Origin of the sequence: Pseudomonas graminis (assembly GCF_004364335.1) — a bacterium.
GTDB classification, from domain to species: domain Bacteria; phylum Pseudomonadota; class Gammaproteobacteria; order Pseudomonadales; family Pseudomonadaceae; genus Aquipseudomonas; species Aquipseudomonas graminis_D.
This window is the reverse complement of the sequence record NZ_SOCR01000003.1, coordinates 123,365-137,817: the sequence shown is the minus strand read 5'-3', so window position 1 is coordinate 137,817 and position 14,453 is coordinate 123,365. Positions and strand designations below refer to the sequence as shown.

At 59.9% G+C, this 14,453-nt stretch carries 11 protein-coding genes; all 11 read left to right on the top strand.

Features of this window, described 5'->3' with window-relative positions:
- The first annotated feature begins 23 nt into the window (after positions 1 to 23).
- On the top strand, positions 24 to 1,196 hold the full coding sequence (locus EC919_RS05655; protein WP_133772050.1) for an alginate biosynthesis protein Alg44: 1,173 nt from the start codon (positions 24 to 26) through the stop codon (positions 1,194 to 1,196).
- Between the two features lie 2 nt (positions 1,197 to 1,198).
- Positions 1,199 to 2,611 (top strand): alginate biosynthesis TPR repeat lipoprotein AlgK, encoded by a 1,413-nt coding sequence (gene algK / locus EC919_RS05650; RefSeq protein WP_133772048.1) that lies wholly within the window; start codon positions 1,199 to 1,201, stop codon positions 2,609 to 2,611.
- The gene (locus EC919_RS05645; RefSeq protein WP_133772046.1) at positions 2,608 to 4,113 is read left to right on the top strand and encodes an alginate export family protein; all 1,506 of its coding nucleotides are present in this window, start codon (positions 2,608 to 2,610) and stop codon (positions 4,111 to 4,113) included. Before algK ends, EC919_RS05645 begins: the two co-directional genes overlap by 4 nt.
- A 27-nt stretch (positions 4,114 to 4,140) precedes the next feature.
- Entirely contained in the window at positions 4,141 to 5,775 is a 1,635-nt protein-coding gene (algG, locus tag EC919_RS05640; RefSeq protein WP_133772044.1) for a mannuronan 5-epimerase AlgG, read from the top strand.
- A 13-nt stretch (positions 5,776 to 5,788) separates the two neighbouring features.
- Positions 5,789 to 7,228, top strand: a complete 1,440-nt coding sequence (locus EC919_RS05635; protein ID WP_133772042.1) for an alginate O-acetyltransferase — start codon at positions 5,789 to 5,791, stop codon at positions 7,226 to 7,228.
- A 7-nt stretch (positions 7,229 to 7,235) separates the two neighbouring features.
- On the top strand, positions 7,236 to 8,372 hold the full coding sequence (locus EC919_RS05630) for a mannuronate-specific alginate lyase (protein WP_133772040.1): 1,137 nt from the start codon (positions 7,236 to 7,238) through the stop codon (positions 8,370 to 8,372).
- A 213-nt stretch (positions 8,373 to 8,585) separates the two neighbouring features.
- Positions 8,586 to 10,148, top strand: coding sequence for an MBOAT family O-acyltransferase (locus tag EC919_RS05625; protein ID WP_133772038.1), 1,563 nt, complete (start codon positions 8,586 to 8,588; stop codon positions 10,146 to 10,148).
- Between the two features lie 10 nt (positions 10,149 to 10,158).
- A complete protein-coding gene (locus tag EC919_RS05620) occupies positions 10,159 to 11,334 on the top strand; it encodes an alginate O-acetyltransferase (RefSeq protein WP_133772036.1) in 1,176 nt (391 codons plus the stop codon).
- 33 nt (positions 11,335 to 11,367) lie between these two features.
- The gene (locus EC919_RS05615) at positions 11,368 to 12,024 is read left to right on the top strand and encodes an alginate O-acetyltransferase AlgF (RefSeq protein ID WP_122536132.1); all 657 of its coding nucleotides are present in this window, start codon (positions 11,368 to 11,370) and stop codon (positions 12,022 to 12,024) included.
- A 205-nt stretch (positions 12,025 to 12,229) separates the two neighbouring features.
- On the top strand, positions 12,230 to 13,684 hold the full coding sequence (locus EC919_RS05610; protein WP_133772034.1) for a mannose-1-phosphate guanylyltransferase/mannose-6-phosphate isomerase: 1,455 nt from the start codon (positions 12,230 to 12,232) through the stop codon (positions 13,682 to 13,684).
- Positions 13,685 to 13,967: 283 nt separating this feature from the next.
- Positions 13,968 to 14,432, top strand: coding sequence for a multidrug transporter (locus EC919_RS05605; RefSeq protein WP_133772032.1), 465 nt, complete (start codon positions 13,968 to 13,970; stop codon positions 14,430 to 14,432).
- The last annotated feature ends 21 nt before the right edge of the window (positions 14,433 to 14,453 follow it).

The following is a 14,453-nucleotide window of genomic DNA, read 5'->3' as shown; positions in this document are numbered from 1 at the left end:
TCGATTAATCAGGAATTACCACCATGAATACAGCCGTGAATGCCAATGTCGTACATGAATCCGAAGCCCAGCGTCAGCACGCACGGGTCAAGATCCCGGCCAAACTGCGACTGCTCAATGGTCAGCCGAACGCTCCGCTGGTGCGTGTCGAAGACCTTTCCGCAGGCGGTCTGAGCTTTGTCGCGCCTTCCAACCTGCGTCCAGGCGTTGGTGAGGTCATCAAGGGTCGTCTGCAGTTCCTGATCGACAACCTCGGTCTGGCCATGGACGTCGACCTGCAAGTGCGCACCATCGATTCGAGCACCGGCCGTGTCGGCTGCCAGTTCCAGAACCTGGAATCCCAGGACATCTCCACCCTGCGTCACCTGATCACTTCGCACCTGTCGGGCGATCTCATCAGCATGGGCGAAGTGTTGGCGACCCTGCAGCGCGATAACTTCACCAAAGCACGCAAATCCAAAGACGGCGGCAGCGGCCTGAGCGCTTTCGGTCGCCTGCGCGCCGTGACCTTCAGCGTCGGTATCTTCGCTGTCGGTGTGATTGCGTTCGGCTTCGTTGCCAAGTCGGTCTACGGGATGTACTTCGTCAGCCACTCCACGTCCGGTCTGGTCAGCGTACCGAGCCTGGATGTCACCATGCCCCGTGAAGGCACCGTGACCAGCCTGGTGACGCCGAACGGCAACGTCGCCAAAGGCGCACCGCTGGCGACCTTCAACACCAGCATGCTGGACATGTTGAAAGGCAACCTGGACCCGGACGAAATGCAGCCGGCCAAAATCGAAGAGCTGTTCGGTCGTCAACTGGCCGGCACCATGACCAGCCCTTGCGATTGCGTCGTGGCCAAACAACTGGTCGCCGACGGTCAGTACGCCAGCAAAGGTCAAGTGATCTTCCAGATGGTCCCGCGCAACGTGGCCGCCAACGTCGATGCTCGCTTCACCTACCGTCAGTTCGCCGATGTACAGCCGGGCGCTCGCGTGACCTTCCAGGTGGCTGGCGAAGACGGCGACCACAGCGGCAAGATCGTCAGCGCCACGGCTCTGAGCCCTGCCGACCTGTCTTCCGACATCCGCGTCCAGATCCAGCCTGACGAAGCCATCAACAGCAGCCTGGCAGGTCGTCCGGTTGAAGTGGTGAGCACTCGCGGCCCGTCGCTGAACTGGTTGATCGATAAAGCCACGGCGGCAGGTTTCTAAACATGGCTAGCCCACTACGAAGTTTGTCAGCCCCTACATTGTTGAGCCTGGCGATCGCTATCGGTTTGGGCGGCTGTGCCGGCCTGCCCGATCAGCGCCTGGCCAACGAAGCCCTGAAACGCGGCGACACCGCGCTGGCGGAGCAAAACTATCGGCAACTGGCGGACCTGGGCTATAGCGATGCACAGGTCGGCCTCGCGGACATCCAGGTGGGTACCCGCGACCCGGAGCTGATCAAGCAGGCCGAGGCGACTTACCGTGCCGCAGCCGCCACTTCGCCTCGGGCGCAATCGCGTCTGGGCAAGTTGCTGGCGGTCAAGCCGAACTCCACCGAAGCCGAGCAGCGTGAAGCCGAAGGTCTGCTGAAGAAGGCTTTCGCCAATGGCGAAGCCGGCACGCTGATCCCGCTGGCGATGCTCTATCTGCAATACCCGCACACGTTCCCGAACGTCAACGCGCAGCAAAAGATCAACGAATGGCGCGCGGGCGGTTATCCGGAAGCGGGTCTGGCCCAGGTGCTGCTGTATCGCACCCAGGGGACCTACGACCAGCATCTGGCAGAAGTCGAAAGCATCTGCAAGCAAGCGCTGCGCACCACTGACGTTTGCTACACCGAACTGGCGACGGTCTACCAGAAGCGCGGCGAAGCCGACAAACAGGCTGCGCTGATCGAGCAGATGCAAAGCGGTTACGCCATGGGCAGCGTGCCTGCCATGCGTGTCGACAGCGTCGCTCGCGTGCTGGCGGATTCGACAATCGGCAAGCCGGACGAAAAAACCGCGCAATCGCTGCTGGAAAAAGTGGCCCCCGGTTACCCCGCTTCGTGGGTCAGCCTGGCGCAGTTGCTGTACGACTTCCCCGAACTGGGTGATGTCAACAAGATGATGGAATACCTGGACAACGGCCGTGCTGCGGATCAACCGCGCGCCGAGCTGCTGCTGGGCAAGCTGTATTACGAAGGCAAGCTGGTCTTGCCGGATGCGAAGAAAGCCGAAGAGCACCTGACCAAGGCCGCTGCGACGCAAATCTCCGCGCATTACTACCTGGGTCAGCTTTATCGCCGGGGTTATCTGGGCCATCCAGACCCGCAGAAAGCTGTCGACCAGTTGCTGACCTCCGCACGCGGTGGCCAGAACAGTGCCGACTTCGCCCTCGCGCAGTTGTTCTCGCAAGGCAAAGGTATCAAGCCTGATCCGGTCAACGCATGGGTCTTCGGCCAGCTCGCACTGGCCCAGGGCACGCCGCAAGCGACGGATCTTGCGCAACAACTGAACGAACAATTGCCGCCTGAGAAGCGCGCCCAGGCGCAGAGCCTTCTCCAGCGAGAACAGCAGGTCCGTGGCACAACCGCGCAAAACGCGTTGGCCTTGCAGACACTGCAAGAAGAAAAAGACGGCGGGGACGCACCTCTATGAAGCTTAAGTTGAACCCTCTGATGGCAGCCGGATTCGGTCTGGGCTTCTCCCTGATCTGGGCCACACCGACACTGGCAGCCCTGACCGACACTCAGAATTTCGGCATCGAAGTCAAAGCGACCGGCCAGATGGAAGACGACCGTGACCTCGGCACCCGCAGCGGTGGCGACGTCAACGGTGTCGGTCTGGATCTGCGTCCATGGGCCTATGGCGAGTGGGGCAACTGGAGCGGTTACGCGATGGGCCAGGTCGTCACCGCGACCGACACCATTCAGACCGACCCGCTGGATCAGCAGGTCACTGACGCAAACGGTCAAAGCGCCCAACGTTCGCGCAGCACGTCCAACAGTCGCAAAGTGGATGACAGCTACGCGGCCCTGCGCGAATTCTGGATCGGCTACAGCGGTTTCACGCCTTACCCGGGCGAGATCCTGAAAGTCGGTCGTCAGCGCCTGCGCAATGACGATGGTCAGTGGCACGACACCAACATCGAAGCGGTGAACTGGACCTTCGACACCACCCTGCTCAAGGCAGAAGTGGGCGCCGCCCAGCGCTTCAGCGAATACCGCACCGATCTGACCGAGCTGTCGGCGCAGGACAAGGATCGCTCGCACCTGTATGGGGATGTGGAATACCAGTGGACGCCGGGGCAGTGGGCAGGCGTTCGCGCGCACCACAGTCATGATGGCGGCAGCCTGAAACAACAGGGCTCAGCCATCGACGACCTGGACAAGACTTCGCGTGGCGACCTGACCTGGCTGGGTCTGCAGGCCAACAGCGACGCCTACAACTACCGCAACCTGAACACCGTCAACTATTGGGGCAGCCTGACCTGGCTGACCGGCGATCGTGACCGCATCGGCACCACCTACAACGCTGCTGAAGATCAGTACGTGGCCGGCGAGAAGAACAACGAAAACGTCAACGGCTGGGCCACCGACCTGGGCCTGCGTTTCCGCCTGGACCCGATGTGGCAAGTGGGCGGCGCCTACTCCCGCGCCAGCAAGAACTACGAACAGAACGGCCTGGAAAGCAACCGCTCGAACTGGACCGGTACCCGCTCGCGCGTGCATCGCTTCGGTGAAGCGTTCCAGGGCGAAATGGCCAACGTAGAGTCCGGCTCGCTGTTCGCGTCCTGGCAGATGCAGGACGAGTACGACGCCTCGCTGATCTACCACAAGTTCCGTCGTGTCGACGGCCACTCGGGCATCGGCGGCGCGGGTATCAACCCTGCTCAGGAAAATGTCGACTCCGATGGCGTCAGCACGTTTGCCTCGTTGCCGCTCGAAGATGGCCGCAAGGACCTGGGTCAGGAAATGGACCTTGTCGTCACCAAGTACTTCAAGCAAGGCCTGCTGCCGGCTGCGGTAAGCCAGTCGTTCGACGAACCGTCGGCGCTGATTCGTCTGCGTGCAGGCGTGTTCAAACCGGGCGATGCGTATCACAGCGGTGTAGACGACTACATGCACCGCGCCATCGTCGACGTCATCTGGCGCTTCTGATGCAAGCCGCGATAGGAGTGCAATGAGATGAACAGTCAAGCAAGCAGATTGCGTCACCGGGCATGGCCCCATGGCCTGCTGGAAAGTGCTGTGCTGAGCAGCGCCTTGCTGCTCGCCAGCACTGCAGCCATGGCCAACAGCCCGTTGCCGGTCCACGCCCCTGCGGCGCATCCGGCCGACGATAAGGTAGAAGTGGTCAAAGGTCTGCATGAGGCCAAGACCTACACCGTTACCAGTCCGCCCATCGAGCCGCTGCTGATGGACAAGCCAAAACTGCCTGACCTGTCGGGTTACACCCAGCAGGCCATGCAGAAGAAGATCGTGCGCGGCAAGCCGGGCAAGGTTGCGATCAAACGCATGATGCAGGAAGACTCGCTGAAGGAATTCATCGGCGGTGACAACAAGATGGCCGAATGGGTGGCCCGTCAACACGGCATCCCACAGGCGATCTTCATCGAAGACGGCTACATGACCCTGCAGGAGCTGGCGAAGAAGGTGCCTAAACAGTACCTGAGCGAAACCTCGCCGGGCATCTTCCTGGCGCGTCTGCCGATCGTCGTCGGCAAGAACGGCATCTTCGAAATCGACAAGAAGACCACCGAGCTGCGCTTGTCTCAGGACGCCGGTGCGTTCATCGTCAACGACAACCTGCTGTTCATGTCCGATACAAAGCTGACCGGCTGGAACGAGAAGACCAATGGCCCGTCGACGTATAAGACGCCGAAGGAATTCCGCCCGTTCCTGCTGTCCTGGGGCGGTACCCAGACCTACATGTTCAACACCAAAGTGGCGAGCCTGGGTTACAACAACAGCAAGTCGTACGGCATCAGTATTTCCCAGTACACGCCCAACATGAAGGCGCAGATGAACCGCGCCGAGCCCACCGGCTGGATCGTCAATTCTGACTTCTCGGACATGTGGTACGGCTTCTACTGCTATGAAACCCGCGACTTCGTGGTCAAGGGCAGCACCTACCACGACAACATCATTTACGGTATCGACCCCCATGACCGTTCCCACGGTCTGATCATTGCCGAAAACACGGTGTACGGGACCAAGAAGAAGCACGGGATCATCGTTTCCCGTGAGGTGAACGACAGCTTCATCATCAACAACAAGACCTACGACAACCACCTGTCCGGCATCGTCCTTGACCGTAACAGCGTGAACAATCTGGTCGCGTACAACGAGATCTACCGTAACCACACCGACGGCATCACCCTGTATGAGAGTGCCGACAATCTGCTGTGGGGCAATCGTGTGTTCGCCAACAAGCGTCACGGGATCCGGGTTCGCAACAGCACCAACATCAAGCTGTACGAAAACCTGGCCATCGGTAACGGTCTGATGGGCGTTTACGGCCACATCAAGGACCTGTCGGACACTGACCGCGACATCAAGCTCGACCCGTTCGATGCTGAAGTCTCGCTGGTCCTGGTCGGCGGCGAACTGACCTCCAACGGTTCAGGCCCCCTGTCCATCGATTCGCCTCTGAGCGTCGAGCTGTACAAAGTGGCGATGCTCGCACCGACCAAATCCAGCGGGATCAGCTTCAACGGTGTTCTGGGCGATCGTCAGGACGAAATCCTCGATCTGCTGGTGCGCCAACAGAAAGCCGTGTTGATCGACCCGGTCGAAAGCCAGAAACAACTCCGGGACTGAGGAAGATATTTCTATGCACGCACATTTGATCAAATTGCTCAGCCTCTCGGGCCTGACCGCTGCACTGTTCGCCGCCAGCAATGGCGCGTATGCAGCGGACACCACCGCCCCGAGTTTCACGGCCGAGCCTTGCTGCAGTCTGTGCCCTGAAGCGCACGACGAAAAAAACTACGTCAGCCGCTATCAGCAGAACTTCACCACACTGGTTCAGGCCCAGGGCGACTGGCTGTTCCGGACCCGTGAAGACTTGCGCACCGAATTCGACACCACGCCTGAAGGCTATCGCCGCATGCAAATGCTGCACGATGCCTTCAAGAGCAAGGGCGTAGAGCTGGTGGTCGTGTATCAGCCGACCCGCGGACTGGTTGATCGCAACAAGCTGTTCCCGGCTGAACGCGACAAGTTCGACTACAACACCGCGCTGCGCAACTACCAGGCCATGCTCGGTCGTTTCGCAAAAATGGGTTACACCGTGCCGGACCTGTCGCCGTTGACCAACGAGCAACAGGCCCACGACTTCTACTTCCGCGGTGACCAGCACTGGACGCCGTATGGCGCTCAGCGCACAGCCAAAATCGTCGCTGATTCCGTGAAGAAGATGCAGGCTTTTGCAGGTGTTCCGCGCCGTGAATTCGAGACCCACTTGTCAGGTCGCATGGGCAAGAAGGGCACTCTTCACAATATGGCCGGTCAATTGTGCGGCACGAGCTATGCCATTCAGTACATGGACCAGTTTGAGACAGAGCCCAAAGGCGAAGCGGCCGACGGCGACCTGTTCGGTGACTCCGGCAACCCGGAAATCACACTGGTCGGTACCAGTCACAGCGGGAAGAACTACAACTTCTCCGGCTTTTTGCAGGAATACATTGGTGCCGATGTGCTGAACGTCGCCTTCCCGGGCGGCGGCCTTGAAGGGTCGATGCTGCAGTACCTGGGCAGCGAAGACTTCCAGAAACACCCACCGAAGATTCTGATCTGGGAATTCTCGCCGCTTTATCGCCTGGACCAGGAGACCATCTATCGCCAGATGATGTCGCTGCTGGACAACGGCTGTGAAGGCAAACCGGCGGTCATGAGCACCAGCACTACCCTCAAACCAGGGATCAACGAGTTGCTGGTCAACGGCAAAAATGGCATCAAGGATGTGCGCAACGGCAGTAATCAGATTGACATCAAGTTCGCCGACAACTCCGTCAAAACCCTTCAGGCGCGCCTCTGGTACATGAACGGTCGTCACGAAGACTTGAAGATCGAAAAACCTGAAACATCTGAAACCGACGGGCGCTTCTCCTTCGAACTGCGCGATGACAAGGACTGGGCTGACCAGCAATTGCTCGCACTGGAAGTGCAGGGTCCGGAAGCGGGCGCTGCGCCACAGCAAGTCGAAGCGAAAGTATGCAAACGCAACGTGTTCCCGAATGTCGCGCATCAAACCGCGCAAGCCGGGTTATGAGGCTCTTATGCACACTCCAAAACTGATGCTCCCTACCCTTCTGTCGCTGGCGATGATGTCCTCGGCACTGTTCGCCACCGGCGCCAGCGCTGCGTCGACACTCGTCCCGCCACAGGGTTATTACGAAGGTGTCGAGAAATTCAAGACAGGCCAGGGCAAGTTCAGCTGTGACTCGATCCCGCAGCCCTACACCGGTCCGCTGCAGTTTCGCAGCAAATATGAAGGCTCGGACAAGGCTCGCGCCACGTTGAACATGGTGTCGGACCAGGCGTTCCGTGATGCAACGAAAGACATCACGAACATGGAGCGCGCCACCAGCAAAGTGGTGATGCAGTACATGCGCGACGGTCGTCCCGAGCAGCTCGATTGCGCGCTGAACATGCTGACCACCTGGGCCAAGGCCGATGCGCTGGAGTCCACCGACTTCAACCACACCGGCAAGTCGATGCGCAAATGGGCACTGGGCAGCATGTCGTCCGCCTATCTGCGCCTGAAGTTCTCCGAATCGCATCCCCTGGCCACCCGCCAGCAGGAAGCGCAGGTGATCGAAGCCTGGTTCAGCAAACTGGCGGACCACGTCGTCAGCGACTGGAACAATCTGCCGCTCGACAAGACTAACAACCACTCGTACTGGGCCGCTTGGTCCGTGATGTCCACAGCAGTGGCGACCAATCGCCAGGACCTGTTCGACTGGGCGGTGAAGGAATTCAAGATCGGCGCCAATCAGGTTGACCCGCAGGGCTTCCTGCCGAACGAGCTGAAACGCAAACAGCGCGCGCTGGCGTACCACAACTATGCACTTCCGCCATTGGCCATGATTGCGAGTTTCGCCCAGGCCAACGGTGTCGATCTGCGTCAGGAAAACAACGGCGCCCTCAAGCGTCTGGGTGATCGCGTGCTGGCTGGCGTGAAGAACTCGGGCAGTGAATTCGCCGCCCGCGATGGCGAAAAGCAAGACATGACGGACCTGAAAACCGACATGAAATTCGCCTGGCTGGAACCGTACTGCTCGCTTTATGACTGCGGCCCGGATGTGCTTGAACAGAAACACAAGATGCAACCGTTCAAGAACTTCCGCCTCGGCGGCGACGTGACCCGCACCTATGACCCGACACACGACAAGGGTGACAAGGGCGGTTCCTAAGAGCCTCCACGTGACAATGTAGGAGCGCGCTTGCCCGCGAAAGCGATTTTCCAGACGACATAACTGTGTCGGATGTACTGGCCTTATCGCGGGCAAGCGCGCTCCCACACAGTCGGCGTCGGTCGTTCGGATTTACGTTTCACCCCTCCATTTTTTCGTGGGGGGTTTGGGGGGGCTTCGGCCCTTGATGTTGGACAAATGGAGAGATAAAGGATGGTTTTCTCATCCAACGTGTTCCTGTTCCTGTTCTTGCCGGTGTTTCTCGGCTTGTACTACCTGAGCGGGCAACGCTATCGCAACCTGCTGCTGCTGGTCGCCAGCTACGTGTTCTACGCGTGGTGGCGAGTGGACTTCCTGGCACTGTTCGCAGGTGTGACGCTGTGGAACTACTGGATCGGCCTGCGCGTAGGCGCCGCCGGGGTCAGAACCAAACCGGCACAGCGCTGGCTGCTGCTCGGCGTTGTGGTCGACCTGGGTATCCTTGGCTATTTCAAGTACGCCAACTTCGGCGTGGACAGCATCAACGCAATGATGACGTCGATCGGTCTTGAACCGTTCATCCTTACCCACGTGTTGCTGCCGATCGGTATCTCGTTCTACATCTTCGAGTCCATCAGCTACATCATCGACGTGTACCGCGGCGACACGCCGGCGACGCGCAATCTCATCGACTTTGCGGCATTTGTGGCGATCTTCCCGCACCTGATTGCTGGACCGGTACTGCGTTTCCGCGACCTGGTCGACCAGTTCAACAACCGCACGCACACCCTCGACAAGTTCTCCGAAGGCTGCACGCGGTTCATGCAGGGTTTCATCAAGAAGGTCTTTATTGCCGACACGCTGGCCGTGGTCGCCGACCATTGCTTCGCCCTGCAGAACCCCACTACGGGTGACGCATGGCTCGGCGCGCTGGCGTACACCGCTCAGCTGTACTTCGACTTCTCCGGCTACAGCGACATGGCCATCGGCCTGGGTCTGATGATGGGTTTCCGCTTCATGGAAAACTTCAAACAGCCCTACATCAGCCAGTCGATCACCGAGTTCTGGCGTCGCTGGCACATCAGCCTGTCGACCTGGCTGCGTGACTATCTGTACATCACGCTGGGCGGCAACCGTGGCGGCAAGGTCGCGACCTACCGCAACCTGTTTCTGACCATGCTGCTCGGTGGTCTGTGGCACGGCGCCAACATCACGTACATCGTTTGGGGTGCCTGGCACGGTGTCTGGCTGGCGATCGAAAAAGCCATCGGCCTGAACACCGCGCCGCGCACGTTCAACGTTGTTCGCTGGGCCTTCACCTTCCTGCTGGTGGTCATGGGCTGGGTCATCTTCCGTTCGGAAAACCTGCACGTTGCTGCCCGCATGTACGGCGCCATGTTCAGCTTCAGCGATCTCGGCCTGTCGGAGCTCAACCGCGCCAGCCTCACCGGCCTGCAAGTGGCGACCCTGGTCGTGGCGTACATCACCCTCGCCTTCTTCGGCCTGCGTGATTTCTACCGCAACCGCGCCCCGGCCAAGCCGACCGACAAAGCCGTGCAGGCCGATGGCCCTGCCGCTGCCGAGCCAGGCCTGATCAAGGCCGTACCGGGCGACAAGCCGGGCAGCATTCATCAACCGGGTTACATCGTCGGCACCGAAGCGCAGGTTCAGCCTGCCTACTGGACCGTCGACTGGTCGCGCTATGCCATGCGCGCCCTGATCCTGCTGATGTTCGTGGCATCGATCCTGAAACTCTCGGCGGCCAGTTTCTCGCCGTTCCTTTACTTCCAGTTCTGAGGAGCCTGACATGACCCGTTCATTACGTTTCCTCTACATCTTCCTGTTCCTGGCGATTCTGCTGGTGCTGGGCCTGTGGTCGCTGCGCAGCTTTGTCGGTTTCTCGACGTCGAAAGAAACCACCGTGCTCAACGGTCACTGGACCAAAGCGGTGGAAACCCACTACGACGAAGCATTCCCGATCAAGCGTCTGGGCACCAACCTCTGGGCGGCGCTGGACTACAAGGTGTTCAACGAAGGTCGTCCGGGGGTGATTCTGGGCAAAGACCAGTGGCTGTACACCGACGAAGAATTCGACGCCGTTGCCAACAGCGAGCAGAACGAAGCGGACAACCTGGCGATCATCCAGGGCGTGCGCGACACCCTGAAAAAGCAGGGCACGCAGCTGGTGCTGGCGATCATTCCGGCCAAGACCCGTCTGTATCCGGAGCACGTCGGTGACAACAAACCGGCCACGCTGCACACCGACCTGTATCAGCAGTTCCACGCTCAAGTGAATCAGGCCGGCATCCTCGCCCCTGACCTGCTGACGCCGCTGCAAAGCGCCAAGGAAAAGGGCCAGGTGTTCCTGCGCACCGACACTCACTGGACGCCGATGGGCGCGGAAATCGTTGCCCAACAGTTGGGTGACGTGATCAGCAAGCAAGTGCCGCTGAACGTTGAACCGCAGAACTTCGTCACCGAAGCCAAGACGACCGAACCCTACAAGGGCGATCTGACCAACTTCCTGCCGCTGGATCCGCTGTTCAGCAACCTGCTGCCCAAGCCGGACGACCTGCAGCAGCGCAGCACCAACCCGGCTCAGGCTGCCGGCGAAAGCGGTGATGCCCTGTTCGCTGACGACTCGGTTGCGGTCGGCCTGGTCGGCACCAGCTACAGCGCCAACCCGAACTGGAACTTCGCCGGTGCGCTCAAACAGGCGCTGCACGCAGACGTCGTGAATTACGCCGAAGACGGCCATGGCCCGATCCTGCCGATGCTCAAGTACCTGCAGACCGACGCCTTCAAAAGCAGCCCCCCGCAGGTGCTGATCTGGGAATTCCCGGAACGCTACCTGCCCGCTCACAACGACCTGACCGAGTTCGACCCACAGTGGATCGCTGAACTCAAAAAGGCCCGTGACCCCCAACAGAATCTGGCGGACAACGCCAACAACTCCAAGACGCCCACCCGGGCGCAAAACTGAGAGGACTTTTTGACTATGACTTCGCAGAACCCTATGCCAGTTCGTTCGAGCAAAACCAACCTGCTGAAAACCTGCGTGCTGGCCGCGAGCCTGGGCTTCGTATCCCTTTCCGCATTCGCCGGTGGCGACGCCGCCCTGTATGGCCCGACCGCACCGAAAGGCTCGACCTTCGTACGTGTTTACAACGCCAGCAGCAGCGAAATCTCCGCCAGCGTCGGCAACACCAGCCTCAACGAAATCGGCCCGTTGGCCAGCAGTGACTTCGGCTTCATGCCCCAGGGCGACTACACCGCCAAAGTCGGCAGCCAGTCGCTGCCGGTGAAACTGGCCAGCGATCACTACTACACCATCGTCAACAACACCTCCGGCGCGCCTCAGCTGGTTGAAGAGCCGCCGTTCAAGAACAAGCAGAAGTCCCTGGTTCGCGTACAGAACCTGAGCGACAAGGCACTGACCCTGAAAACCGCTGACGGCAAAACCGACGTGGTCAAGGCTGTGTCTGCCAAGGGCACCGGCGAGCGTGAAATCAACCCGGTCAAAGTCAGCTTCGCGCTGTTTGACGGCGAAAAGAAAGTCGCTGACCTGAAGCCGGTTGCACTGGAGCGTGGTGAAGCCGCCGTTCTGTACGTCACCGGCAGCGGCAGCAGCCTGTCGCCGGTATGGGTCAAGCGCCCGACGGGCACTCAGTAACAGATTTGAATCTGGCCGAGAGGCCGCAGGCAGCGCGCTTGAATACTCGCGCGCTGCCACGGATTTACGGGATTAAGCGTTCGGCGTCAGGCACTGCGGAGCAAGCAGACAGCCAGGAGGGCGCCGGGCGATGCAAGACAAAAACCAGAAAGACCGAAAAGACCTACAGCCCATTCGAACGATTTTTGCTTAACGGAGAAACAAAATGATTCCAGTGATCTTGTCAGGTGGTAGCGGTTCCCGACTCTGGCCTCTTTCGCGTAAACAGTTTCCTAAACAGTTCCTGGCACTGACCGGCGAACACACCCTGTTCCAGCAGACCGTCGAGCGCCTGCAATTCGACGGCATGCAGCACCCGGTTGTGGTGTGCAACAAGGATCACCGCTTCATCGTCACCGAGCAGCTCAATGCGCTGGGTCTGGAAACTCAGGCCGTGATCATGGAACCGTTCGGTCGCAACACGGCGCCTGCCGTTGCCATCACCGCGATGATGCTGGCCAACGAAGGTCGTGACGAGTTGATGCTGGTGCTGCCAGCCGACCACGTGATCGACGATCAGAAAGCCCTGCAACGTGCGCTGGCCCTGGCCACCGTGGCTGCAGAGCGTGGCGAAATGGTGCTGTTCGGTATTCCGGCGACCAAGCCTGAAACCGGCTACGGCTACATCAAGTCCACCGCCGATGCCCTGCTGCCGGAAGGCGTCAGCCGCGTGCAGCAGTTCGTTGAAAAGCCTGATGAACAACGCGCTCAGGAATTCGTCCAGGCCGGCGGCTATTACTGGAACAGCGGCATGTTCCTGTTCCGCGCCAGCCGTTATCTGGAAGAGCTGAAAAAGCACGATCCGGACATCTACGACAATTGCCTGCTGACCCTCGAGCGCAGCAAGCAGGAAGGCGACAGCATCTCCCTGGACGAGGCGAGCTTCGCCTGCTGCCCCGACAACTCCATCGACTACGCCGTCATGGAAAAAACCCAGCGCGCGTGCGTGGTTCCGCTTGATGCAGGCTGGAGCGATGTCGGCTGCTGGTCGTCCCTGTGGGACGTAAGCGCCAAAGATGAAAACGGCAACGTTGCCAAAGGCGATGTCGTTATTCAGGACAGCCGCAACTGCATGATTCAGGGCAACGGCAAACTGGTGACCGTGATCGGCCTGGACAACGTCGTTGTCGTCGAAACCAAAGACGCCATGATGATCGTCCACAAAGACAAGGTTCAGGGTGTCAAGCAACTGGTCAACACGCTCAACGAGCAAGGCCGCAGCGAAACCCAGAACCACCTCGAAGTCTATCGCCCGTGGGGCTCGTACGACTCCGTGGACATGGGCGGCCGTTTCCAGGTCAAGCGCATTTCCGTCAAGCCGGGCGCCAGCCTGTCGCTGCAGATGCACCACCACCGCGCTGAACACTGGATCGTCGTATCGGGTACCGCTCAGGTCACCTGCGACGACAACGTGTTCCTGCTGACCGAAAACCAGTCGACCTACATCCCGATCGCCTCGGTTCACCGTCTGCGTAACCCGGGCAAGATCCCGTTGGAAATCATCGAAGTCCAATCGGGCAGCTACCTGGGCGAAGATGACATCGAGCGTTTCGAAGACGTCTACGGCCGTTCCACCCCGGGCATCGAAGCCGGCGTGAAGACCCAGACCATCGCGCGTTAATACCGCTTTACCGAGTAGTACTAGCCCCCTTTAATCCTCTGCGTATTCCCCATCCGCAGAGGGTTCTCGGGGGCTTTTTTGTGGGCGTTTGAGCCTTCGCGGAATATGCAGGGACGGCTTGCTGGCGAACGCATCCTTTCAAACACGGCGCCTGTAAGGGTCAGAACGGGTTCGCCAGCAAGCCGGCTCCTACGGACTCAGGTCGAATCAGGCAAACCACCATTAGCTCAATCCCCTCCCCTTTCGGTACGATGCCCGCATCTGCAATCGCGAGATCGACACGATGATTTTCGGCGCCGTACTCCTCTTCACCTGGCTGGTCCTGCTTCTGCGCTATCCCTCAAGAGCCCTGCCCGTTTCCCTGGCAGCAGCGGTTGGGTTGGGGGTCGTGGCGGCGTTTGTGGTCTGGGAAGACAGCCGCGATGAGCAGCGCCTTGAGCGTCTGCAACTGCGCGTGAACTATGCGCCGCAGCAATGCCCGACGGGTCGCCCGTTGCTGGTGCTGATCGATAACGGTAATAAAGTTTCGCTGACCGAACTGCGCTGGAAGATCGCCGCTTACGCGCCGGGCGATACCGTCAATCTGGCCGAGGACACCTACACCGCGCCGCGCTATCGCGGGCCGGGGGACTTGTTGCCCGGTAGTCAGTGGCAGGATTGCTTGCCGATGCCACCGCTGCGCCCGGGTTATCGGCCGCAGACCCTGGAGTTTCGTGCCGAACGCCTGCAAGGCACGTTCTCAGGCTGAGTGCCGCCCTTCTCTTTTCTC